At 67.7% G+C, this 22,865-nt stretch carries 18 protein-coding genes; 13 read left to right on the top strand and 5 right to left on the bottom strand.

Annotation, left to right across the window (positions count from 1 at the left end):
- Positions 1-94 precede the first annotated feature (94 nt).
- From QPK31_RS08095 to QPK31_RS08085, 3 genes are all read right to left on the bottom strand, one after another.
- Positions 95-2,206, bottom strand: a complete 2,112-nt coding sequence (locus QPK31_RS08095) for a hypothetical protein (protein WP_290422442.1) — start codon at positions 2,204-2,206, stop codon at positions 95-97.
- A 430-nt stretch (positions 2,207-2,636) separates the two neighbouring features.
- Positions 2,637-3,611 (bottom strand): IS1595 family transposase, encoded by a 975-nt coding sequence (locus QPK31_RS08090; protein ID WP_290422441.1) that lies wholly within the window; start codon positions 3,609-3,611, stop codon positions 2,637-2,639.
- A 163-nt stretch (positions 3,612-3,774) separates the two neighbouring features.
- A complete protein-coding gene (locus QPK31_RS08085) occupies positions 3,775-5,097 on the bottom strand; it encodes a sigma-54 dependent transcriptional regulator (RefSeq protein WP_290422440.1) in 1,323 nt (440 codons plus the stop codon).
- 352 nt (positions 5,098-5,449) lie between these two features.
- Here QPK31_RS08085 and QPK31_RS08080 point away from each other — a divergent pair, with 352 nt between their 5' ends.
- Positions 5,450-7,006 carry a PAS domain-containing methyl-accepting chemotaxis protein gene (locus tag QPK31_RS08080; RefSeq protein ID WP_290422439.1) on the top strand — a complete coding sequence of 519 codons (1,557 nt, stop codon included), beginning with the start codon at positions 5,450-5,452 and terminating at the stop codon, positions 7,004-7,006.
- Positions 7,007-7,088: 82 nt separating this feature from the next.
- On the opposite strand, the gene QPK31_RS08075 is transcribed toward QPK31_RS08080, so the two are convergent.
- On the bottom strand, positions 7,089-8,315 hold the full coding sequence (locus QPK31_RS08075; RefSeq protein WP_290422438.1) for a metal-dependent hydrolase: 1,227 nt from the start codon (positions 8,313-8,315) through the stop codon (positions 7,089-7,091).
- Positions 8,316-8,490: 175 nt separating this feature from the next.
- On the opposite strand from QPK31_RS08075, the gene hemN reads away from it, so the two are divergent.
- The 5 genes from hemN to QPK31_RS08050 all read left to right on the top strand — a co-directional run bounded on the left by hemN (position 8,491) and on the right by QPK31_RS08050 (position 14,821).
- Positions 8,491-9,933 carry an oxygen-independent coproporphyrinogen III oxidase gene (hemN, locus tag QPK31_RS08070; RefSeq protein WP_290422437.1) on the top strand — a complete coding sequence of 481 codons (1,443 nt, stop codon included), beginning with the start codon at positions 8,491-8,493 and terminating at the stop codon, positions 9,931-9,933.
- A 5-nt stretch (positions 9,934-9,938) separates the two neighbouring features.
- A complete protein-coding gene (locus QPK31_RS08065) occupies positions 9,939-10,709 on the top strand; it encodes a sulfite exporter TauE/SafE family protein (protein WP_290422436.1) in 771 nt (256 codons plus the stop codon).
- Entirely contained in the window at positions 10,706-13,138 is a 2,433-nt protein-coding gene (locus QPK31_RS08060) for a heavy metal translocating P-type ATPase (protein ID WP_290422435.1), read from the top strand. The genes QPK31_RS08065 and QPK31_RS08060 overlap by 4 nt, the downstream gene beginning before the upstream one ends.
- A gap of 14 nt (positions 13,139-13,152) precedes the next feature.
- Entirely contained in the window at positions 13,153-13,305 is a 153-nt protein-coding gene (gene ccoS, locus QPK31_RS08055; RefSeq protein ID WP_290422434.1) for a cbb3-type cytochrome oxidase assembly protein CcoS, read from the top strand.
- An 88-nt stretch (positions 13,306-13,393) separates the two neighbouring features.
- Positions 13,394-14,821: an alpha/beta fold hydrolase gene (locus QPK31_RS08050; protein WP_290422433.1), complete on the top strand. Its 1,428-nt coding sequence runs from the start codon at positions 13,394-13,396 to the stop codon at positions 14,819-14,821.
- Here the strand turns inward: QPK31_RS08050 and QPK31_RS08045 are convergent, their stop codons facing one another.
- Positions 14,822-15,223, bottom strand: a complete 402-nt coding sequence (locus QPK31_RS08045) for a TraR/DksA family transcriptional regulator (protein ID WP_290422432.1) — start codon at positions 15,221-15,223, stop codon at positions 14,822-14,824.
- Between the two features lie 423 nt (positions 15,224-15,646).
- Between QPK31_RS08045 and ccoN the strand changes: the two genes are divergently transcribed.
- From ccoN to QPK31_RS08010, 7 genes are all read left to right on the top strand, one after another.
- Positions 15,647-17,122, top strand: coding sequence for a cytochrome-c oxidase, cbb3-type subunit I (gene ccoN, locus QPK31_RS08040; RefSeq protein ID WP_290422431.1), 1,476 nt, complete (start codon positions 15,647-15,649; stop codon positions 17,120-17,122).
- A 16-nt stretch (positions 17,123-17,138) separates the two neighbouring features.
- Positions 17,139-17,756: a cytochrome-c oxidase, cbb3-type subunit II gene (ccoO, locus tag QPK31_RS08035; RefSeq protein WP_290422430.1), complete on the top strand. Its 618-nt coding sequence runs from the start codon at positions 17,139-17,141 to the stop codon at positions 17,754-17,756.
- 9 nt (positions 17,757-17,765) lie between these two features.
- On the top strand, positions 17,766-17,930 hold the full coding sequence (locus QPK31_RS08030; RefSeq protein ID WP_290422429.1) for a CcoQ/FixQ family Cbb3-type cytochrome c oxidase assembly chaperone: 165 nt from the start codon (positions 17,766-17,768) through the stop codon (positions 17,928-17,930).
- Positions 17,923-18,873, top strand: coding sequence for a cytochrome-c oxidase, cbb3-type subunit III (ccoP, locus tag QPK31_RS08025; protein ID WP_290422428.1), 951 nt, complete (start codon positions 17,923-17,925; stop codon positions 18,871-18,873). The genes QPK31_RS08030 and ccoP overlap by 8 nt, the downstream gene beginning before the upstream one ends.
- Positions 18,870-20,255 (top strand): cytochrome c oxidase accessory protein CcoG, encoded by a 1,386-nt coding sequence (gene ccoG, locus QPK31_RS08020; RefSeq protein WP_290422427.1) that lies wholly within the window; start codon positions 18,870-18,872, stop codon positions 20,253-20,255. The genes ccoP and ccoG overlap by 4 nt, the downstream gene beginning before the upstream one ends.
- Positions 20,256-20,266: 11 nt before the next feature.
- Complete coding sequence (locus QPK31_RS08015; protein ID WP_290422426.1) at positions 20,267-20,791, top strand: FixH family protein; 525 nt, start codon at positions 20,267-20,269, stop codon at positions 20,789-20,791.
- Positions 20,792-21,013: 222 nt separating this feature from the next.
- On the top strand, positions 21,014-22,849 hold the full coding sequence (locus QPK31_RS08010) for a DUF885 family protein (RefSeq protein WP_290422425.1): 1,836 nt from the start codon (positions 21,014-21,016) through the stop codon (positions 22,847-22,849).
- Positions 22,850-22,865: the final 16 nt, after the last annotated feature.

Raw genomic sequence — 22,865 nt, 5'->3', positions numbered from 1 at the left:
TGAAAACCGCCGCGCCGGGGAAGGACGCGGCAGTTTGTCGGTGATAGGCTGGCCGGTTGCCCGGCCAGCTTTGACTATCAGCTCCTTGCCCGGATTACGGGCCGACTGCCAGGTTCGACTGGACGTTGACGCTTTGCTGGATCAGCGAGGAGAAGCCGTTGTTCTGGCTGATCACCATCACGCCGGCAGCCGACTGGCCGACGTTCGACATGGCGTTCGACATGTCGAAGCTGCCTGCGTTGACGGCCACGTTGCCGCCGTTGCCGGCGGTTGCCGAGCCGCCTGCGCCGCCGGTTGCGGTGCCTGCGGTGTTGCTGCCGCTGGCGCCGCCCATGCCGCCGGTGCCTGCACCGCCGGTGCCGCCCGCGCCGCCGTCACCGGCAGTCGCCGCGCCCGAGGTCGAGGAACCGCCGGTAGCCGAACCGGTGGTCGCCGAGCCGCCAGCCGCGCCCGAACCCGAGGTGTTCGATGCCAGGCCGGTGCTGCCGCCGCTGCCGCCGGCGCCGCCAGCCGCGCCGCTGCCCGCGGTCGAGCTGCCGCCCGAACCGGCGCCGCCCGAACCGCCTGCGCCGCTGGTGCCCGAACCTGCCGCACCGCCGGTGCTCGACAGGGCTGCGCCTGCGCCGCCGGTGCCGCCGGTGGCTGCGCCGCCTTCGGCGCCCGAGCCGCTCGAGGTCGAAGCGGTAGCGCCCGCACCTGCGGTGCCGCCGTTGCCGCCTGCCGCGCCCATGCCGCCCGCGCCGCCGGTGCCGGTGCCGGCCGATGCGGTGTTCGAGGCGCCGGTGTTGGTGCCGCCGGTGCCGGTCGAGGAGCCGCCGTCGGCCGCGCCGCTGGCGCCGCCGGTGCTGTCCGGGGTGCCCGAACCGGAGCCGCTCGATGCCATGTTGCCGCCGTTCGAAGCGCCGGCACCCGAGGTGTCGCCGTTGGCCGATGCGTCGCCGATCATGACCGAGCCGCCGGCCGCGCCGTTGCCGCCCATCGCGCCTTCGGCGCCGTTGCCGCCCGCACCGCCGGTTGCCGCGCCTGCCGAGCCGCCTGCGCCGCCGGCGCCTGCCACGACACGGCCAGCGTTGCCGCCGTTGCCGCCGTCGCCGGTGTTGCCCGAGCCGCCTGCGCCGCCCATGCCGGAACCGCTCGAACCAGCCGCGCCGCCGTTACCGCCTGCGACGTTACCGTTGTTGCCGCCTGCGCCGCCGAGGCCGCCTGCGCCGCCTTCCGCGCCCGAGCCGGACGTTGCCGAGCCGGTTGCGCCGCCTGCGCCGCCTGCGCCGCCGGTCGCGCCGCCGGCCATCGCGTCGGCGTTGCCGGTGCTGCCGGTGGTGGCGTTGCCGCCGGTCGAGCCCGAAGCAGCCTGGCCGCCCGAGCCGGTGGCGCCGTTGCCGCCGTCGCCGCTGGCGTTGCCGCCCCATGCGCCTGCACCAGCGCCGCCGGTTGCGCCGGCGCCGTTCGCGCTGCCGCTGTTGTTGGCGATGTTACCGATGTTCTGGATGTTGTTGCCCGAAACGGTGCCGCTCAGCGAGCTGGTGGCGGTAGCGCTCGAGGTGTTGAACGAGCCCGAGATCGACGACGACGAGGTGCCGCCGTTGTTGGCTGCCGAAGCGCCCATGCCGCCGGCTGCCGACGAGCCGCTGCTGCGGTTCTGGCCCGAGCTGTCGCGGGTCGACGAGTCGTTGTTCTGGTTCGAGTTGTCGGCGGTGCGCGACGACGAATCGTTGTTCTGGTTCGAGTTGTCGCGCGACGAATTGTCGTTGCCCTGGTTCGAGTTGTCGGCCGTGTTGTTCGTGGTCTGGGTATTGGTGTTCGAGTGGGTCGACGAGTTGTTGCCCTGGTTCGAGTTGTCGCGCGTCGAGTTGTCGTTACCCTGGTTGGTGTTGTCGGCCGTCTGGGTGTTGGTGTTGGTGTTCGTGTTGGTCGACGAATTGTTGCCCTGGTTCGAGCTGTCGGAAGTGTTCGTCGTGGTGTTGGTCGACGAGTTGTTACCCTGGTTCGAGCTGTCGGAAGTGTTGGTCGACGAGTTGTTGCCCTGGTTCGAGTTGTCGCTGGTCGAGCTGTCGGTCCAGGTCGAGGTGCCGCCGTCGTTGGCGTTGATTCCGCTACCGTCCTGGCTGACGTTGGTCGACGAGTTGGTGGATGGGTCCGTCGTTTGTGCTTGGGCATTCAGGCCGAAAGCGAGCGACAGGGCGGTAACGAGCAAGGTCTTGTTCATGCTTAAGTTCCCCTAGGGTGTGTGGTTGAGTTCCGACTGGCAGTCGTACCAGTGCAGGCCACTTATGCAAGACCAATGCCAGGCGAGTTGAAACATGCTCAAGCTGTTGAAAACACAGCATAAGTCCACTAGGAAACAAGAAAATTGCGAATAGGCATTGTTGTTAGGAATTTAATGCATGCTGGGTGTATCGAAAATGGCACAGTTGTGTGCCTTTTTGTTGAGTAAGCAGTGGACACTCCTGCGACAGAGTGTTCACCCATGCTGCATAGAAACTGTGACAGTTCGCTCTGACGACTACCCTTCATGCATTCCTACGACAATGTCGGAGCCAGGCTGGCAAGCAGGCGGGAAACGGCTGGGCACGCACCGGAGCGGTGCCGAGGGCGGGAAAACGCGCGGGGAGTAGGACGAAAAAAACAAGGCGCTGTCACCGTTCGCTATGGATGAGCCCGATTGCAAGACGAAACAATTGATCGACAGAAGTCACTTTTCCGCCATCGAGCATCCGGCGCCAGCCCAGGTAGTTCGGCAGCCAGCGCGACGCGACACCGTGGAAGGGCGCCAGCCACTCGCGCAAACGCTGGTGGTAAGCATTCACATTTTGTACGTGAATGGCGCCATGGAAACCCGGGCGGACACGCTCGCCGGCGCTGACATTGACGGCCTGGTGCGCCAAGCCGTGGGCGCGGGCGAATGCCCGGTAGGCCGCGTTCGCATCGGTCACGAGCAGCACGTCCCTGTCCAAAAACGGCAGCAGATGGCGCTCCAGCTGGACTTTGCTGACGGGGCCGCGGCCGGTGACGGCATCGATGGTCTGCTTGTTGCGGTCGCGCGCCACGAGGATGCAGTCGAGCTCGCGGGAGATGCCGCGCCTGCCGGCGACGCCGCCGCGCTTGCGCGCCGGCCGGTCGAGCTTGCGCGACCCTTTCTGCGACTCCAGGATGAACATTTCGTCGGCCTCGGCGATACCGTTCAGGCATTCCGGCCGGTCTGCTTTGACCCGATCCAGGAAGCGATGGCGCCAGCGGAAGGCGGTGTTACGGTGCACGTTGACGTCGCCGGCCGCCGCGCGCACCGGACGCGACGCAAGCAACGCATCGAGATAAGCGAGCCATTTCCCGCGCAGGCGCAGGCGCGCCAACAGGGTGCCGGTCAAATCGTTGAAGGTACGCCGGCATGAGAAACAGCGGTAGCGCTGCAGGTCGTTGGCGTGGCCATGCCGGTGCCAGCGTTCACACTGGCAATGGGGGCAGCGGCGTCCGGCCGACCTGCATAGTCCGATCAGCGCGAGCACCTGGTGCAGCCCGGCGGCCGGACGCAAGGCGTCGAGGACGCGGAGCCGTTGGGGTTGGTTCAGTGCGGGCAGTGCCGCAAACCACTTCGTGAAGCGCGGCGCTTTCATGGTCGACCCGTATCGATGGCGAGACGGGTTGGACCATGAATGAACTCAACAGTTCACCGCTCATCCATAGCTAACGGTGACAGCGCCAAAAACAATGCCGGCACAGGCCGGCATTCGTCGAGGCAAGAACGGCTGGGCAGGTCGCCCCGGCCGTGGGAGGCGCTCAGGGCCGCATATTGTGCTTGGCCAGCAGCCGGTACATGGTCGTGCGCGAGACCCCGAGGTCGCGCGCGGCGCGGCTGACGTTCTGGCCGCTGCGGTCGAGGCAGGCACGAATCGCCAGGCGTTCCGAGCTGCAGCGCGCATCGTCGAGCACGGCCTCGATTGGCGGCGAGGGCATCACCAGGTCGAGGTCGTCGGGCTCGATCCACTTGCCGTCGGCCATCACCATGGCGCGGCGCACACGGTTGATGAGTTCGCGCACATTGCCCGGCCAGTTGTGCGCCGCGATCGCCGCAATCGCGCGGCTGCTGAAGCCCTTCAGGCCGGGCGCGCGGTCGGCCGCATGCTGGTGGAAGAAGTGTTCGGCCAGCTCGACCAGGTCGTCGCGCCGCTCGCGCAGCGGCGGCACCGTCACCGGCAGCACGGAAAGGCGATAGTAGAGGTCTTCGCGAAAGTCGCCGCGCGCCACCGCCTGCTGCAAATTCACGTGCGAGGCCGAGATCACGCGCACATCCACCGGAATCGCGCGCGTGGCGCCGAGCCGGATAATGGTCTTCTCCTGCAAAAAGCGCAGCAAATTCGCCTGCAGGTCCTTCGGCAGATCGCCGATCTCGTCGAGGAACAGGGTGCCGCCATTGGCCGATTCGATCAGGCCGACCTTGTCGCGGTTGGCGCCGGTAAAGGCGCCGCGCTCGTAGCCGAACAGTTCGGAATGGATCAGGTTGGGGGCGATGGCGCCGCAGTTGATCGGCACCAGCGGCCCCGTGCTGCGCAGCGACTGGCGGTGGATGGCCTGGGCCGTGAGTTCCTTGCCGCTGCCGCTTTCTCCCCAGATCAGCACCGGCGCATCGACCTTGGCCACGCGCTCGACCTGGCCGCGCAGGCGCTGCATGGCGTCGCAGCTGCCGATCAGCGAAGACGGCGAAGCGCCGGGACGCGGACGCGGACGGCGCAGCTGGGCATGCCCGTGCACGTGGCCGAGGGTGTGGGCGAGGCGCTGCAAATCGACCGGCGCCGTGTGGTAGTCGCACAGGTAATCGGCCACCAGGTCGCGGCTGGCCGGCGCGGCCAGGGTCTCGGTGCGGAATACGCCGACCCACTGGACCTGGCTGTGCTGGCGCAGGAAGCGGTCGATCTCGCCGTGCGGCCTGGAGCCGATCACATGCATCAGCAAGCCGACCAGGTAGGCCTGCTGGCGCAGTTCGGACCTGGCTTCATCCAGGCTGCCGACGCTGCGAATGTCCCAGTCGGGCATGGCCTCGCGCAGCATGGCGGCGGAGTCAAGGCTGTCGGGGGCAATGCAAAGCAATCGTTTCGGCGTCATCCACTCTCCTGAATCCGGTCTGCCGGCCCCGCGTCGATGCGGGCTCCGGCGCATGCCATTTTGACATTGGCTTGTTCCAGATCCAAGCATACCGCATGATGCGAGTTGTACGGCAGACAATTGAAATTGTCGTGAGTCGTTAGCAACGCGACAATATCCGGCACTTGACGGACGCCTGCGGCTGGTGCAGGCCGCGATTTTTACGGTCGCACCAGGGCGTTGCGTGAAGGCGACGGCCAAGGCGCCGATGACGGCTATTTCCTTTGCCAACGAGGCAAGTCTTTCCTTGGAGCGGAGCGATGTCGCGTACAATCGCCCCTTTTAAATTGCTGTAGAGCAACAAAGGAGCGCTGTGCGTACCAATCTGCCCATCACCGGCATCGAATACCGGATGCAGGAAGGCCAGTCCATCGTGTCGACGACCGACACCAAGGGCCGGATCACCTATGTCAACCCGAGCTTCGTCGAGGTGAGCGGATTCTCCGAGGCCGAGCTGCTGGGCAAGGCGCACAACATCGTGCGCCACCCCGACATGCCGCCGGAGGCATTCGCCGACCTATGGCAGACCCTGCAGGCCGGTCGGCCCTGGACCGGCATGGTCAAGAACCGCCGCAAGAACGGCGATTTTTATTGGGTGGTGGCGAACGTGGTGCCGGTGCGCGAGAACGGCGCCGTGTCGGGCTACATGTCGGTGCGCACCACGCCCACGCGCGAACAGGCCGCCGCCGCCGAAGCCTTGTACGCGCGCTTCCGTGCCGGCGAACAGGGTCGGCTGGCGATCCGTGGCGGGCGCGCAGTCAACACCGGCTTCCTGGCGCGCCTGGGTGCCTTGCGCCGCATGCCGCTGGGCCGCCGCCTCGGTGTGATCATGGGTGCGCAGGCGCTGCTGCTGGCCGTGCTGGGCTTTGCCACCGAAGGCATCGCCCTGCGCGTGCTCGCGTCCCTGGGCGTGCTCGGCACGCTGGCGGCCTGGGCGCAATTGCAGCGCAGCCTGGTCGCGCCGCTGCGCGCGGCCACCGGGACCGTGCACGCGCTGGCCGGCGGCGACCTGTCGCACGCCTGCCAGGCCGGCGGCGACGACGAGCTGGGCCAGCTGCTGCTGGCGCTGCGCCAGATGAACATCAACCTGCGCGCGATTGTCGGCGACGTGCGCAGCAACGTCGGCTCGATCGAGCGCGCCACGCGCGACATCGCCGCCGGCAACAGCGACCTGGCCGACCGCACCGAGGCCCAGGCGGCCAGCCTGGAAGCGAGCGTCGCCAGCCTCGGGCAGATCGCCGCGGCGGCGGTGCGCAATGCCGAGAGCGCCCAGCGCGCGGACAGCCTGGTCGACGCGGCCGCCGGCGTCGCCGGGCGCGGCGGCGCGGCCGTCGAGCGGGTCGGCAGCACCATGGAGCAGATCAGCAGCTCGGCCACGCGCATCGTCGACATCATCGGCCTGATCGACGGCATCGCCTTCCAGACCAACATCCTGGCCCTGAATGCGGCGGTGGAAGCGGCGCGCGCCGGCGAGCAGGGGCGCGGCTTTGCCGTCGTCGCCGGCGAGGTGCGCAGCCTGGCCCAGCGCTCGGCCGGCGCCGCGAAGGAAATCAAGGCCCTGATCGACGACTCGGTGCGCAAGGTCGCGCAGGGCGACGCGCTGGTGGGCGAAGCCGGCCAGACCATGCGCGAGGTGGTGGGTTCGGTGCAGCAGGCAGCGGCCATCATGCACGACATCACGCTCGCCAGCCGCGCCCAGGGCGGCGGCATCGCCGAGGTCAGCACGGCCATGGCCGGGCTGGATGCGATCACGCGCCAGAACGCGGCGCTGGTGGAGCAATCGGCCAGCGCCTCGGCGAACGTGGCGGAAGAGGCGGCGCAGCTGGCACAGGCCTTAGCGGTGTTCAGGCTGGGAAGCCGGCGAGGCTGAGCCTTGCCGCGGCGCCTGTTCCAGGCCCGGGCCGGCAGGGTCTGCATCGGCATGGTCCCTGCCGCAGACCCGGCGCCTGGCGCTAGTGCAGGTCGAGCAGGTCGGCGCGCGGATAGCCCCATTGCGGCACGGGCGACGGGCAGGGCGTGCCGGCCTGGCCGGCGTAGGGCAGGGTCGAGAAGTTGTGGCTTCCGTGCGGGCCATAGCGCACGTCGGTGGCAAAGCCATTCGCCAGCGACGGCATGCGCGCGAAGCGCAGCCAGGCGTCGACCCGGCAGTCGGACGCGCGCAGTGCCTGCAGGCGCGCCTTCGCGCCGCGTTCTTCCCAGGTCCAGGCCAGGTCTTTCGGCTCCTTGCCCACGTATTCGCCGTGGATCATGAAGGGGCAGGCGGCAACCGGCGCAATCCCCGGCGCCAGGCTCAACACGCCGCGGCGGACCCGGTAGCCATCGCCGTCGCCCTCCTCGCCGGACACGCTGATCACGGTCCAGCACAGCGGATTGGCCGGGAAGGCCGACAAGGCGGTGTCGACGATGCGCACATCCGGATTGGCGCGGCGCAGGTCGGCCGCCACCTGCGCGCGCGCCAGGCTGGCGCCGTAGGCCTGGACCAGCACGAAGCCGAGCACGACGGCCACGCCCGCCACCAGGGCCGTGCGCTCGCCCTGGCGCCGGGTCAGCGCCAGCGCCAGCAGCCAGATGGTGGCCAGGCCGGCCAATGAGCCCCATTGCAGGAAGCCGCCCAGGGTGAACAGCAGCGGCACCGCCAGCAGCAGCGCCAGGAAGGTCCGGCGCAGCCAGGGCCGCGCCACGTGCGCCGCGAGCGGCGTGCCGAGCGCCAGCCAGAACACCGGCTCGACGATGAAGATCATGTCGCCGTAGAACCAGCGCGGATCGAAAGGCGCGAACGGGTGCACGCCGTAGACATTCATCGCGTCCATGCCCAGGTGCAGCAGCAGGCCGAGCACGGTGGTGGCGCACAGGCCCAGGCGCACGGTGCCGTTCGTGCGCAGCAGGGTGCGCGCCGCCGGCCACAGCAGCCAGATCGCGGCCAGCATCAGCAGGGCCTGGGGCAGGGCATACAACAGCGTGTGCGTGTGGCCGCGGTGGTGCAGCAGGTAGCCCAGCGGTTCCGGGGCCAGCTTCGTGAAGATCAGGTCGAGGTCGGGGAAGTTGCTGGCGACCGCGGCGCTGGTAAGCAGCAGCCGGCGCCGGGTGCTGGCGCGTTGCGGATCCGGTTCGGCGGGAAGCAGGCGGTGCGTGAGTTCGCCAAGCGCGAGGCCGGCCAGGGTGTGGGTGAGATTATCCATTAGGCAATATTAGCATCCTGAGCCATCGCCGGGCGGTGACGCCGTTTCTCGTAGCCTGTTACTCCTCGTGAAGGCTGATACTTGATGTACGTCAAGGATTTTGCTGAGCTTAGTCAATAGACTCCTACCATCAGCTGAGCCGCACCCCGCGGCCGGCAGGCAGCAGGAGCCCCACATGCTTCACCAGCACATCCCCGTCAGCGCGCTCCGCCGCGCGGCAATCCCCGTCGCGAGGACCGTCGACTTCGACCCCGAACTGATCCAGCGCCTCGGCAAGAATGGCCCGCGCTACACCTCCTACCCAACCGCCGACCGCTTCGGCGACAGCTTTGCCTACCGCGACTACCTGCACGCCGTCGCCTCGGTGCGCACCCGCGGCGGCGCGCGCCCGCTATCGCTCTACCTGCACATCCCGTTCTGCGACACGGTCTGCTACTACTGCGCCTGCAATAAGATCGTCACCAGGAACCGCGAGAAAGCCGCCACCTACCTCGGCTACCTGAAGCGCGAGATCACGATGCAGGCCGCGCTGTTCGCCGGCATGAACGAGGTCGAACAGCTGCACTTCGGCGGCGGCACGCCGACTTACCTGAGCGACGAACAGATGGGCGAACTGATGGCCCACCTGCGCCGCAGCTTCAAATTCGCGCCCGACGACATCGGCGAGTATTCGATCGAGGTCGACCCGCGTACCGTTTCGCGGGAGCGCGTGCACAGCCTGCGCCGCCAGGGTTTCAACCGCATCAGCCTGGGCGTGCAGGACTTCAATCCGGCAGTGCAGAAAGCCGTCAACCGCGTCCAGCCCGAAAGCGAAACGCGCGCCATCATCGCCGCCGCGCGCGAGGCCGGTTTCCGCTCGATCAGCATCGACTTGATCTACGGCCTGCCCAGGCAAAACCTGGCGACCATGACGGCCACCATCGAGAAGGTGATCGCCGCCAGCCCGGACCGCATCTCGATTTACCACTACGCCCACCTGCCACACGTGTTCAAGCCGCAGCGGCGCATCGCGGAAGCAGAGATGCCGTCCTCCAGCGAAAAGCTGGCCATGCTGGCCCTGTGCATCGAACGCCTGACCGGGGCCGGCTACGCCTACATCGGCATGGACCATTTCGCCAAGCCCGGCGACGATCTCGCCATCGCCCAGCGCCAGGGCCGCCTGCACCGCAACTTCCAGGGCTATTCGACCCATGCCGACACCGACCTGATTTCCTGCGGCGTCTCGGCCATCAGCGCCGTCGGCGCCACCTACAGCCAGAACGCCAAGACGCTCGACGACTACTACGAGGCGCTCGACAACAACGAGCTGCCGGTCGTGCGCGGCATCGCGCTCGGCATGGACGACCTGCTGCGCCGTACCGTCATCGGAAAGCTGATGTGCCAGTTCGAGCTGTCGATCTCCGCCATCGAGCAGGCTTTCCCGATCGCTTTCGGCCAGTACTTCGCCGACGAACTGGTGGCCCTGCGCCAGCTCGAATACGACGGCCTGGTCACCATCGAGGGCGACTGGATCTCGGTGACGATGCGCGGGCGCCTCCTGATCCGCAATGTCTGCATGGTGTTCGACCGCTACCTGGCGGCGCCGTCCAGCGTGCCGCGCTACTCACGTACTGTATAAAGCAGATGAACCTCAGCCTGTTCCCGATCTTCGTGGTGGGCCTGCTCGGCAGCGTCCACTGCGGCGCCATGTGCGGCGGGATCGTCGGCGCGCTCTCGTTCGGACCATCGCTGACGCCGCCGCGCACGCGCGCAGGCGTAGCGGTGATCGCGCTGCGTCCGGCCATCGCGGACCGCGCCAGCCTGCACGTCGCCGCCTACAACCTGGGGCGCATCGCCAGCTACATGACGGCAGGTGCGCTGGCCGGCGGCGTGGCGCAGGGCGCAGGCACCTTGTCCGCGCTGCCGCAGTTGCAGGCGGCGGCCTACTGGCTGGCGAACGGCATGCTGGTCGCCCTCGGCCTGCACCTGATGAACGCCTGGACCGGCATCGCCCACCTGGAAAAGGCGGGGCAACTGGTGTGGCGCCATGTGCGTCCGCAACTGGCCAGGATCGGCCCGCCCGACACGCCTGGCCGCATGTTCGCGGCCGGCGCCCTGTGGGGCTGGCTGCCCTGCGCCATGGTTTACAGCGTGCTGGTGACGAGCATGCTGAGCGGCTCGGCCGTCTCGGGTGCGCTGACGATGCTGGCCTTCGGCCTGGGCACGCTGCCGATGATGCTGGCCCTCGGCCTGGCCGGTGCGCGCCTGCGCGGCTGGCTGCGCTTGCCGCCGGTGCGCATCGTGTGCGGCGCGCTGGTGCTGGCTTTCGGTATCGCCGGCCTGCTGCGCGCCTCTGGCGGGCTGCCGCCAAGCTGGCTGCACCTGCTGTGCATTGCACCCGCATCCGCAACATGAACGATGGCAGCCATGCGACCGGCCCGGAGGATGACCTCGGCGCGATGAACCCACCCGCACCTGACGGCTGTTTCCACTGCGGCCTGCCGCTGCCGACGCAGGTAAGCTGGCGCGCCCGCGTCGATGGCGCCGAGCGCGCCATGTGCTGCCCGGGCTGCGCCGCCGCGGCCCAGGCCATCGTCGATGCCGGTTGCGCCGACTATTACGCGACCCGCAGCGGCTACGGCGCCACCGTCGACAGCGGCGATGCGCCCGGGCTGGCCCTGTACGACACCGCCGGGAATAGCGGCGAGGGCAGCTTCACCGTCGAAGGCATCCGCTGCGCGGCCTGCGTCTGGCTGATCGAACGCCACATCGACGCGCTGCCGGGCGTGATCGAATCCCTGCTCAACGTCAGCAGCGAGCGCCTGCAGGTGCGCTGGGACCCGGCCGCGTGCAAGGTCAGCGACATCCTGCGCGCGCTGCGCGCCATCGGCTACACCGCCTATCCCTACGACAGCAAACGCCACGGCGAACAGCTGGAACGGGCGCGCCGCAAACTGTTCCGCCAGCTGTTCGTGGCCGGCCTGTCGATGATGCAGGTGATGATGTACGCGGTGCCGGTCTACCTGGCCGACGACGGCACCATGGATGCCGACATGGCGGCCCTGATGGGCTGGGCCTCCTTCGTGCTGACCTTGCCGGCGCTGCTGTATTCGGCGCTGCCGTTCTTCAGCGGCGCCTGGCGCGACCTGCGCCGCGGCTTGCCCGGTATGGACGTGCCGGTGGCGCTCGGCATCGCTGCCGCCTTCATCGGCAGCACGGTGGCCCTGGTCCACGGCGCAGGCGAGGTCTGGTTCGACTCGATCACAATGTTCATCTTCCTGCTGCTGGGCAGCCGCTACCTGGAACTCACGGCGCGCCGCCGCGCCGCACGTGCGCTCGAGACGCTGCAAGAGGGCATGCCGGCATCCGCCGCACGCATGCCCGGCTATCCCGCCGCGCGCGGCACCGAGCTGGTGGCGGCGGCCAGGCTGCGGCCGGGCGACGTGGTGCTGGTAGCGGCGGGCCAGGCGGCGCCGGCCGACGGCGTGATCCTCGAGGGCGAGACCGAGGCCGACCTGTCGCTGCTGACCGGCGAAAGCAAAACGCGGCGCCTGGCCCTGGGGGACCTGCTGCCGGGCGGCGCCGTCAACGTGGCCCAGGCCGTGGTGATGCGCGTGGAAGCGGCCGCGCGCGACAGCACGCTGGCGCTGCTGGTGCGCCTGGTCGACAAGGCCGGGCAGGGCAAGCCGGCGCTGGCCTTGTGGGCCGACCGTGTCGCCGCCTGGTCGGTGGCGGCCCTGCTGGTGCTGACCGTGGTCGTGTTCGCGGCCTGGCAACTGATCGACCCGGCGCGTGCCTGGCCGGCGGCGATCGCGGTGCTGGTCGTGACCTGCCCCTGCGCGCTGTCGCTGGCCACGCCGACCGCGCTGGCGGCGGCCACCGACCGCCTGCTGCGGCGCGGCGTGCTGGCCGTGCAGCCGCACGCGCTCGAAACGCTGGAGCGCGCCACCCACGTCGTCTTCGACAAGACCGGCACCCTGACGCTGGGCCGGCCCGTCGTGCGCGATACGCGCAGCTTCAACGGGATCGCGCCCGGGACCGCGCTCGCCACCGCGGCGGCGCTGGAGGCCGGCAGCGCGCACCCGCTGGCGCAGGCGATCCGCAACGCCGCGTCCGCGCCCACCGTCGACGCCGATAACACCGGCTACACCGTCGGCCAGGGGATCGAGGGCAGCATCGCGGGCGAACGCTACCGCCTCGGCAGCGCCGCCTTTGTGGGCGCACTGGTCGAGCGGCGCACGCCGGTGGCGCCGGATAGCGAAGGCAGTGCGGTCTGGCTCGGCCGGCAGGGCGCCTGGCTGGCGCGTTTCGACATCGCCGACGCCTTGCGGCCCGAAGCGCTGGACGTCGTGCGCCGTTTCGAAGCGGCGGGGAAAACCGTGGTCCTGCTCAGCGGCGACGAATCGCGCGCCGCGCAGCAGGTGGCCACGCGCCTGGGCATCCGCCTGGCGGCCGGCGACCAGCTACCGCAGCAGAAGCTCGATTTCGTGCGCGAGCTGCAGGCGCAGGGCGCAACAGTCGCGATGGTCGGCGACGGCATCAACGACGCCGCCGTGCTGCGCGGCGCCGACGTGTCGTTCGCGCTGGGCGGCGGCGCCGCGCTGGCCCAGCTGCATGCCGACTGCGTGCTGCTCGGCGACAGCCTGCTGCCCTTGTGCGAAGCGGCCGACACCGCGCGCCGTACCTCCCGCATCATCCGCCAGAACCTGGCCTGGGCCAGCATCTATAACCTGTGCGCGATCCCGCTGGCGGCGACCGGGCTGCTGAGTCCATGGCTGTCCGGGGCCGGCATGGCGGCCAGTTCGGCGGTCGTGGTGCTGAATGCCCTGAGGTTGAGAAAATAAGTTGAGGAAATGAGATGGAAGCACTGTACCTGTTGATTCCCCTGAGCCTGGTGCTGGTGGCTGTGGCGATCTGGGTCTTCTTCGGCGCCGCAGACAGCGGCCAGTTCGACGACCTGGAAGGCCCGGCCCTGCGCCTGCTGCGCGACGACGACCGGCCCGCCGGCTGAGGTTCACACTGACATACAGATTCATTCTTTCTCGACAATAAGTTTCCTCGCGGTTACTCTAGGTTTTTTCACCGACCATGAGGACACGATGAGGAAGCTGAACCGCCGCCTGGGCCTGGCACTGCTCACCCTGGGCACCGCCGGCGCCGCGCACGCCGCTCCGTTCAAACCCTGCGACGATGCCGCCAGCCACCCGGCGCTGAAGGAAAGCCTGTGCAAGGTGGAGCAGGTAGCCGCCGACCCGTCCGGCCTGGCCGGCGCCCCGGCAGGCACGGTCGACCTCTTCGTGCGCAAGTTCGCTGCCGTTGGCCCGTCGCGCGGCCAGGTCTGGCTGATCGCCGGCGGCCCGGGCGAATCCGGCGCCTCGTTCTACGGCCTGGTGCCGGCCTTCAGGGCCGCCTTTCCCGGCCTCGACCTGATCGTGCCGGACCACCGCGGCACCGGTTTCTCGACCCGCATGTGTCCGCAGGAAGAAGCGCCGGCCTCGCCGGGCGGCACCAGCCTCGATGGCGCCGAATGGGGCAGCTGCTTCGGCTACCTGAATGCGCACCCTGGCTATACGCGCCAGTTCTCGCAAACGAATGGCGCGCACGACCTCAAGCTGCTGCTCGAGCGCACGCCGGCAAAGGGCAAGACCTGGCTGTATGGCGTGTCCTACGGCACCCAGCTGGTGCTGCGCACGGTGGCCGTCGGCGCCAAGGGGATCGACGGCATCGTGCTCGATTCGCTGGTGTCGCTGCAGGACGACGACAAGGCCGACCTGAGCCGCCGCTCGCTGGTGGCCGACGCGATCGGCCGGCGCCGCCTGGCCGACTGCGACGCCAATCCGGCTTGCAGCGCGCGCATGGGCGAGCCGGCCGAAACGGTGTACCGGCGCGTGCTGGCGAAGCTGGAGCAGGACCCGGCCCTGGCTGCGACCATTCCGGGCAAGAACCTGAAGCGCCTGTTCGGCAACCTGCTCGACGTGCCGAGCGTGGCCGAGCAGCTTCCGTATGTGATCAAGGACCTGGACGAGGGCAGGGCGGAGCCGTTCAAGGCGGTGCTGGCCGAGGCCACGAAGGAGATGGACAGGCTGGGCAGCTTCCCGCAATCGCCGCCGTCGACGCCGCTGGTGGTGCTGATCAGCGGTTCCGAGAACAACCTGCGGCCGGGCCGCACGGCGCAGGACGTGGCGGCCGAGGAGGCTGGTTTGCTGTTCACCAGCAGCCTGCCGGGCCACCTGGTGAACACGCCGTTCCCGCTGTACAAGCCGGACGCCTGGTATGCGCGCCTGCCGGCCAGGCTGCCGCCGACCCTGGTGATCCATGGCGACCGCGACGCCAAGACCGATTATGACGCGGCCGTGCGCCACGTGGCGGCACTGCGCAAGGCGGGGCCGGTGCGGCTGGTCACGGCCAGGAACGAAGCACACTGGGTGCTGTGGTCCGGCCGCAGCTGCGCCGGCCGGGAAGTGGCCCGCTTCGTCGGGGCCGAAGCCGCCGGCCCCGCCTGCACGGAGGCGGCCGGCGCGCCCTGATTACATCGTCGGGCCGCGTCCCGTGCCTTGTTCCTGCTCGATGCGTTCCTGGCATTGGATGCAGGTCTGCACCGTGGGCGTGGCCAGCAGGCGTTCTTCCGGGATGTCGCAGCCGCAGGACACGCACACGCCATAGCCGCCCGATTCCAGGCGGCCGATGGCGGCGTCGATGTCGTGCAGGAGATTCGTTTCGTGCTCGGCGAAGTGTTCTTCGTCGTGGGCGATCATTTCGGCGGTGGGCGCGTCGTCATTCTGCACCAGGTGGGCGCGCGGCGAGATCACCGGGGGTTCGTTGCCTTCGGGGTCGGCATCGGTGCGGGTGCGGACCGTGGCGAGCGCTTCCTCGCGGGCCTGGTGCAGGCGTTTGGCGATTTCTTGGTGGAGGGATTGCGAGATGGGCATATGGCGTTCCTTGTTGATATGTCGTTAACGTGGATAGCATCGCCGCCGGTGGATATCGTAGGGTGGGCACCCCGTGCCCACGCGTTACGTGCGCATCCGGGAGCCCGCGGCCGTGACGATTCGCCCCGCGGCGTTTCCATGAAAGGTTACGCTAGCGTGACGCTTTTCGGCGCGCTCTAGGATGCTCCGTTTGCAGAAGGAAAATAGCCAACGCAGATCGGGCTTCCGCGTGGGCACAGGGTGCCCACCCTACGATGGCAGGCGCTAACGATTTATGCATGAGCAAACGAGCGCATCCCGACCTGCCGGCACCCGTCTGTATCCCATGTGAAATATCGAATTTTGATTCACATCAAGGATTTTTAAACTCCAGAAAACTACTCTCCCCGCTGTGATCGCAGTCAATCCACTCGGGAGAGTATCTTGGAAAGCAGTCTTAACTATAACTACAAGATCGTGCGCCAGTTTGCCATCGCCACGGTCGTCTGGGGCGTCATCGGCATGGCCGCCGGCGTCTTCATCGCGGCCCAGCTGGCCTGGCCCGCGCTCAACTTCGACATCGCCTGGCTGTCCTACGGCCGCCTGCGTCCGCTGCACACCAACGCGGTCATCTTCGCCTTCGGCATCTGCGGCCTGTTCGCCACTTCCTACTACGTGGTCCAGCGCACCTGCCAGGTCCGGCTATTCTCCGACAAGCTGGCCGCCTTCACTTTCTGGGGCTGGCAAGCGGTGCTGGTGGCGGCCGCGATCACGCTGCCCATGGGTTTCACGCGCGGGAAGGAATACGCCGAACTCGAGTGGCCGATCGCCATCCTGATCGCCATCGTCTGGGTCGCCTATGCCGTGGTCTTCTTCGGCACCATCCTGAAACGCAAGGTCCAGCACATCTACGTGGCCAACTGGTTCTTCGGCGCCTACATTATCGCGGTCGCCGTGCTCCACATCGTGAACGGCATGTCGCTGCCTGTATCGGCCATGAAATCCTACTCGGTGTACGCCGGCGTGCAGGACGCCATGATCCAGTGGTGGTACGGCCATAACGCGGTCGGCTTCATCCTCACCGCGGGCTACCTCGGCATGGTGTACTACTTCATCCCGAAACAGGCCGAGCGCCCGGTCTACTCCTACCGCCTGTCGATCGTCCACTTCTGGGCCCTGATCTTCACCTACATGTGGGCCGGCCCGCATCACCTGCATTACACCGCGCTGCCCGACTGGACCCAGTCGCTGGGCATGGTGTTTTCCCTGATCCTGCTGGCGCCAAGCTGGGGCGGCATGATCAACGGCGTGATGACCCTGTCGGGCGCCTGGCACAAGCTGCGCTCGGATCCGATCCTGAAGTTCCTGATCGTCTCGCTCTCGTTCTACGGCATGGCCACCTTCGAGGGCCCAATGATGTCGATCAAGACCATCAACTCGCTGTCGCACTACACCGACTGGACCGTCGCCCACGTGCACGCCGGCGCCCTGGGCTGGGTCGGCTTCATCACCATGGGCTCGATCTACTACCTGATCCCGCGCCTGGCCGGCAAAAAGGAGATGTACAGCGTCCAACTGGTTGAAGCGCACTTCTGGGTTGCCACCATCGGCATCGTGCTCTACATCGCCGCGATGTGGATCGCCGGCGTGATGCAGGGCCTGATGTGGCGCGCGGTGAACCCGGACGGCACGCTGACCTACACCTTTGCCGAAAGCGTGAAGGCGACCTATCCCTATTACGCGGTGCGCTTCCTGGGCGGCCTGCTCTACCTGTCGGGCATGCTGATGATGGCCTTTAACACCTGGAAGACCCTGGCCGGCACGGTGAACGTGGATGCGCCGATCCCGCAGCTGCACAAGCCGCACGATGTCCACGCAGAGGCCTGCGCCGTCGAATCCCATGTCCCGACACACGCCTGAACAGAGAGACAGCACCATGAAAAAATTTACCCATGAATGGATCGAGAAGAATCCCTGGCTGCTGATCGGCCTGGTGATCCTGGTGATCTCCTTTGGCGGCCTGGTCGAGATCGTGCCGCTGTTCTTCCAGAAGTCGACCACGGAACCGGTGGCGGGCCTGAAGCCATATTCACCGCTGCGCCTGGCCGGCCGCGACATCTACATCCGCGAAGGCTGCTACAACTGCCACTCGCAGATGATCCGCCCCTTCCGCGCCGAGACCGAGCGCTATGGCCATTATTCGGTGGCCGGCGAATTCGTCTACGACCACCCCTTCCAGTGGGGCAGCAAGCGCACCGGCCCGGACCTGGCGCGCGTCGGTGGCCGCTACAGCGACGAGTGGCACCGCACCCACCTCGACAATCCGCGCGACGTGGTGCCGGAGTCGAACATGCCCGGCTATCCGTGGCTGGCGAGAACGAAGCTGGTGCCCGCCGAGATCGTGCCGAAGATGCACGCGATGCGCACCCTGGCCGTGCCCTACACCGACGACGAGATCCGCAACGCGCCGGACGAGCTGGCGAACAAGACCGAACAGGACGCCCTGATCGCCTACCTGCAAGGCCTGGGCACCCAAATCAAGACAAGAAACTGAGGAACCGACATGGAACTCGCACACATCTTCGACAGCGCCAGCAGCGTGATGACGGTGGTCTCGTTCGCCACCTTCATGGGCATCCTGCTCTGGACCTTCCTGCTGCACCGCAGCCGCGACTTCGACGAGGCGGCCGCGCTGCCCTTCATGGACGAGGAGAAGGACCATGTCTGACTTCACCAGCGGCTTCTGGAACTGGTACGTCGCGCTGATCACCATCGCCTCGATCGCCGGCTGCGCGATCTTGCTGTGGTCGCAGTCGCGCTACAAGGTCAAGGTCGAGCCGGACGGCCTGCCTGCCAAGACCACCGGCCACGTCTGGGACGAGGACCTGACCGAACTGAATACGCCGATGCCGCGCTGGTGGATGGGCCTGTTCTATTTGACCATCGTGTTCGGCATCGTCTACCTGGTGCTGTTCCCCGGCCTGGGCAGCTATGGCGGCAAGCTCGGCTGGAACTCGACCGGCGCTTACCAGGCCGAGCTGAAACAGGCCGATACCGACTTCGGTCCGTTGTTCGCGCGCTACGCCAGCCAGGACATCAAGGCGGTGGCCGCAGACCCGCAGGCCCACGCCATCGGCGAGCGCATGTTCCTGAACTACTGCGCGCAATGCCACGGCTCCGACGCGCGCGGCAACAAGGGTTACCCGAACCTGACGGACGCCGACTGGCTGCACGGCGGCGAACCCGAGACCATCAAACTGACCATCATGGCTGGCCGCATCGGCCAGATGCCGGCGATGGGCGCGGCACTCGGTTCGGACAAGGACATCGAAGGCGTGGCCCATTACGTGCGCAACCTGTCGGGCCTGACGGCCGACCCGGTGAAGGTCGCCTTCGGCAAGGCCAAGTTCGGCGCCTGCGCGGCCTGCCATGGCGCGGAGGGCAAGGGCAACCCGATGCTGGGTGCACCGAACCTGGCTGATAAAACCTGGCTGTACGGCGGCAGCGCCGACACCATCATGGAAACCATCCGCAAGGGCCGCACCAACACCATGCCGGCCTTCGGCGACTTCCTGGGCGAGGCCAAGGTGCATGTGCTGGCAGCCTATGTGTGGAGCCTGTCGAACCCGCAGCCTGTAAAGCCCATCGACGACAAGGTAGCGGCAAAATGAATGTGCCGAAGGAAGCGGTGGTCAGGATGTACGCCGCGCGCGAGGAGATCTACCCGCGCGAAACCAGGGGCCGCTATGCGACCCTGCGCTGGGCCGGCGTCTGGCTGACGCAAATCGTGTTCTACGGGCTGCCCTGGCTGCAGTGGAACGGGCGCCAGGCGGTGCTGTTCGACCTCGGCGCGCGCAAGTTCCACCTGTTCGGCCTCGTCCTGTGGCCGCAGGACTTCATCTACCTGGCGGGTTTGCTGATCATCTGCGCCTACGGGCTGTTTTTGGTCACTGCCGTGGCGGGGCGGGTGTGGTGCGGCTTCGCCTGCCCGCAGACGGTGTACACGGAACTCTTCCTCTGGATCGAAAGGAAAATCGAAGGCGCGCGCAGCGCCCGCATCCGGCTGGACCGCCAGCCCTGGACGTTTGAAAAAATCTGGAAGAAGGGCGCCAAGCACGCGGCCTGGCTGGCCGTCGCCCTGTGGACCGGCTTTACTTTTGTCGGCTACTTCACGCCGGTGCATACGCTGGTGCATGAAGTGGCCAGCTTCAGCCTGGGGGCCTGGGAAAGCTTCTGGGTCCTGTTCTACGGCTTCGCCACCTACGGCAACGCCGGCTGGATGCGCGAGCAGGTGTGCAAGTACATGTGCCCGTATGCGCGCTTCCAGAGCGCGATGTTCGACAAGGACACCCTGGTCGTCACCTATGACCGCAAGCGCGGTGAACCGCGTCGTCCGGGGGCGCGCGTGGCGGGCGACAAGCTGGGGGACTGTATCGACTGCACCATGTGCGTGCAGGTTTGCCCGACCGGCATCGACATCCGCCAGGGCCTGCAATACGAATGCATCGGCTGCGCCGCCTGCGTGGATGCCTGCAACGGCGTGATGGACAAGGTAAGCAAGCCGCGCGGCCTGATCCGTTACGCGACCGAGAACGCGCTGGCGCATGGCTGGGGCACGCAGGAGGTGAAGCGCCGCCTGCTGCGCCCGAAGGTGCTGGGCTACACGGCAGTGCTGGGACTGCTGATCGCGGCAATGAGCACCTCGCTGGCGCTGCGCACGCCGCTGAAGGTCGACGTGATCCGCGACCGCGGCTCGATGGGGCGCGAGGTCGAGGATGGACAGATCGAGAACGTCTACCGCCTGCAGCTGATGAATACGGGCGAAGGCGCGCGCGCATACCGTTTGCGTGTGGAAGGGATGCCCGGTGCGCGCATCGTCGACCGTGATGTGGTGGCGCTCGATGGCGCCAGCGCGCGCGCCGTGCCGGTGCGGGTGCGAGTGCGCGCCGAGGGCGCCGAGGGCGGTTCGCACCGCATCGCGTTCACCGTCACTGCGGTCGACGATCCATCAGTCGCCGTGTGCGAAGAAGCGGCCTTCATCGTGCCGCGCTAAAGGAGTCGATCATGCAAGGCAGTTTCAGGAATCCGCCGGCCAAGCCCTGGTACAGGCACCGCTGGCCCTGGTTCATCATGCTGGGACCGGCGGCGGTGATGGTGGCCACGGCGGTGACGGTGTGGCTGGCCGTGCAGCAGCCGGACGCGATGGTGGTCGACGACTACTACAAGCAGGGCAAGGCCATCAACCAGGATTTGCGCCGCGACCGTGCGGCGACGGCGCTGCAGCTGGCGCTGGACGCGCGCTTCGATGCGCAGGCCGGCACGCTGTCGGGCCGCTTGAGCAGTTTCGGGCGGCCGATGCTGGCGCCGTTTCGCATCCACCTGGCGCATCCGACCCAGCCGCACAAGGACCTGGCGCTGGATGCGCTGCCGGACGACTACGGCAACTTCAGCGTGCGTATACAAGGGCTGGAGTTGACCCACTGGCAGGTGCTGGTCGAAGGCGAGGGCAGGGAGTGGCGCCTGGCGCGCAGCTGGAGTCCGGGCAAGCAGCCGGCGCTGAACATCGTCGCCGACTCCGAAATGCCTTGATTCACGTAGGGTGGACACCTGTGTCCTCGCGGTATAGCACCGTCGAGTCACGCCGCCGTCACTCCAACGATGAGACAGCGTGGACACAGGTGTCCACCCTACGCACCCGCACCCGCACCCCGTACATTCCGCAGCGCAGCTGTAAAGACTGTCCGTGCCAACTCTTCCATGTTAGATTTTCGTCACGGCAACCCGCCGCACGATCAATCAGAAGAGACATCCATGCCCGCATTCTCCCGCCGCATCCTGCGCACCGCCATCGCCTCCCTGTTCGTCCCGCTCGCCATCGCCGCCGCGGTCCTGCCGCAGCAAGCCCTGGCTGCCCCGGCCACCGCCACGGCCGCCGTCAAGCCCAACGCCGCCTTCGACAAATGGGCCGACAGCTTTGCGCAGGACTGGGTGCGCCAGAACCCGCAGTTCGCCACGGCGACCCAGTACTTCAGCGGCGCCGAGCAGGACGCGCTGGACCGCCAGCTGACCCCGCAAACCCCGGCCCAGCGCAAGAAGATGATCGCTCTCGCCAGGCAGGGCATCGCGCGCCTGGACAAATGGATGGCCGGGCCGCTCGACGAAACCCAGCGCATCTCGGCCGCGGTGATGCGCTGGTCGCTGTCGAATACGGTGGCCAACGAGCCGTTCGAGGACCACGGTTTCGTGTTCCAGCAGTTCAGCGGCGCGCAGGTCAGCCTGGTCAACTTCATGACCCAGACCCACCCGATGCGCCGCGCATCCGACGTCGACAGCTACCTGGCGCGCCTCGAGCAGGTCGGCACGCGCATGGACGAAGCCCTGGCCCGCGCCAAGGCCGCCACGGCCAGGAAAATGATCCCGCCGCGCTTCATCCTCGAGCGCGCCCAGGACCAGGTGGCGACCTTCCTGAAACCGGCCGCCGGCGCCAACGTACTGGTCACCTCGCTGGTGCAGCGCACCGAGTCGCTGAAGGACCTGTCGCTTGATGCGCGCAGCGCCGCCGTGGTCCGTGCGACCAGGATCGTCGAGGACAAGATCCGCCCGGCCTACGCGCGCGTGCAGGCCTTCATGGCGGAACTGCATCCGAAGACGAACGACACCGCCGGCATCTCGCGCCTGCCGGACGGCCTGGCAGCCTACAACCGCGCGCTGGCCAACTACACCAGCACGAATTTGACGGCCGAGCAGATCCACGCCATCGGCCTGCGCGAAGTGGCGCGCATCGAAGGCGAGATGGACAAGCATCTGCGCGCGCTCGGCTTCAACGATGGCAGCATCGAGGAGCGCATGAAGGCGCTCGACGCCACCTTCCAGCCGAAAGGCGAGGGTGACCCGCGCCCGGCCATTCTGGACAAGTATGCCGAGATGGTGAAGGACGCCGAGCGCCGCAGCGCGTCGCTGTTCAACCTGAAGCCGCGCGCGCCGGTGGAGGTGCGCCGCGAGCCGCCGCTGACCGAAGCCTCGGCCGCCGCCCACTACAGCCTGCCGGCGCCGGACGGCAGCCGTCCGGGCGTATTCTGGGTGCCGCTGCGCGGCCCGACCTTCAGCATGATCCGCATGCGCAGCCTGTCCTACCACGAGGCGGTGCCGGGCCACCACTTCCAGCTGGCGATCCAGCAGGAACTGGAAGGCATCCCGAAATTCCGCAGCCAGCGCATCTTCAGCGGCGGCAGCGCGCATAGCGAGGGCTGGGCGCTGTACACCGAGCGGCTGGCGGTGGAGTCGGGTTGGTATGAAGGCGACGTGCCGGGCCTGCTCGGCGCGCTGGGTTCGGAACTGTTCCGTGCACGGCGCCTGGTGGTCGACACCGGCCTGCACACCAAGGGATGGACGCGCCAGCAGGCGGTCGACTACGGCATCAATGTCGAAGAGGTCGACCGCTACGTTGCCTGGCCGGGGCAGGCGACCGCCTACATGATCGGCATGCTGCGCATCGTCGAACTGCGCGAAAAGGCAAAGGCGGAACTGGGCGCGAAATTCTCGCTGCCGGCTTTCCACGACATGGTGTTGAGCGCCGGGTCGGTGCCGCTGGATGTGCTGGGGCAGCTGGTGGATGGGTGGATCGCCAAGGAGAAAGCCAAGGCGTAAACGTGGTTGTGGTGGG

The sequence above is a fragment of the Massilia sp. YIM B02769 genome (genome assembly GCF_030411995.1).
Lineage (GTDB): Bacteria > Pseudomonadota > Gammaproteobacteria > Burkholderiales > Burkholderiaceae_D > Telluria.
The sequence above is the reverse complement of the archived record's forward strand: the minus strand, read 5'-3'. Positions and strand labels throughout refer to the sequence as shown.

Coding starts and splice junctions, on each gene's coding strand:
- QPK31_RS08030 (WP_290422429.1), top strand. CDS start 17,766: ATGGAACTCGCACACATCTTCGACAGCGCCAGCAGCGTGATGACGGTG.
- ccoO (WP_290422430.1), top strand. CDS start 17,139: ATGAAAAAATTTACCCATGAATGGATCGAGAAGAATCCCTGGCTGCTG.
- QPK31_RS08085 (WP_290422440.1), bottom strand. CDS start 5,097: ATGACGCCGAAACGATTGCTTTGCATTGCCCCCGACAGCCTTGACTCC.
- QPK31_RS08065 (WP_290422436.1), top strand. CDS start 9,939: ATGAACCTCAGCCTGTTCCCGATCTTCGTGGTGGGCCTGCTCGGCAGC.
- QPK31_RS08015 (WP_290422426.1), top strand. CDS start 20,267: ATGCAAGGCAGTTTCAGGAATCCGCCGGCCAAGCCCTGGTACAGGCAC.
- ccoS (WP_290422434.1), top strand. CDS start 13,153: ATGGAAGCACTGTACCTGTTGATTCCCCTGAGCCTGGTGCTGGTGGCT.
- QPK31_RS08060 (WP_290422435.1), top strand. CDS start 10,706: ATGAACGATGGCAGCCATGCGACCGGCCCGGAGGATGACCTCGGCGCG.
- ccoG (WP_290422427.1), top strand. CDS start 18,870: ATGAATGTGCCGAAGGAAGCGGTGGTCAGGATGTACGCCGCGCGCGAG.
- QPK31_RS08075 (WP_290422438.1), bottom strand. CDS start 8,315: ATGGATAATCTCACCCACACCCTGGCCGGCCTCGCGCTTGGCGAACTC.
- QPK31_RS08090 (WP_290422441.1), bottom strand. CDS start 3,611: ATGAAAGCGCCGCGCTTCACGAAGTGGTTTGCGGCACTGCCCGCACTG.
- QPK31_RS08045 (WP_290422432.1), bottom strand. CDS start 15,223: ATGCCCATCTCGCAATCCCTCCACCAAGAAATCGCCAAACGCCTGCAC.
- QPK31_RS08010 (WP_290422425.1), top strand. CDS start 21,014: ATGCCCGCATTCTCCCGCCGCATCCTGCGCACCGCCATCGCCTCCCTG.
- QPK31_RS08095 (WP_290422442.1), bottom strand. CDS start 2,206: ATGAACAAGACCTTGCTCGTTACCGCCCTGTCGCTCGCTTTCGGCCTG.
- ccoP (WP_290422428.1), top strand. CDS start 17,923: ATGTCTGACTTCACCAGCGGCTTCTGGAACTGGTACGTCGCGCTGATC.
- QPK31_RS08050 (WP_290422433.1), top strand. CDS start 13,394: ATGAGGAAGCTGAACCGCCGCCTGGGCCTGGCACTGCTCACCCTGGGC.
- hemN (WP_290422437.1), top strand. CDS start 8,491: ATGCTTCACCAGCACATCCCCGTCAGCGCGCTCCGCCGCGCGGCAATC.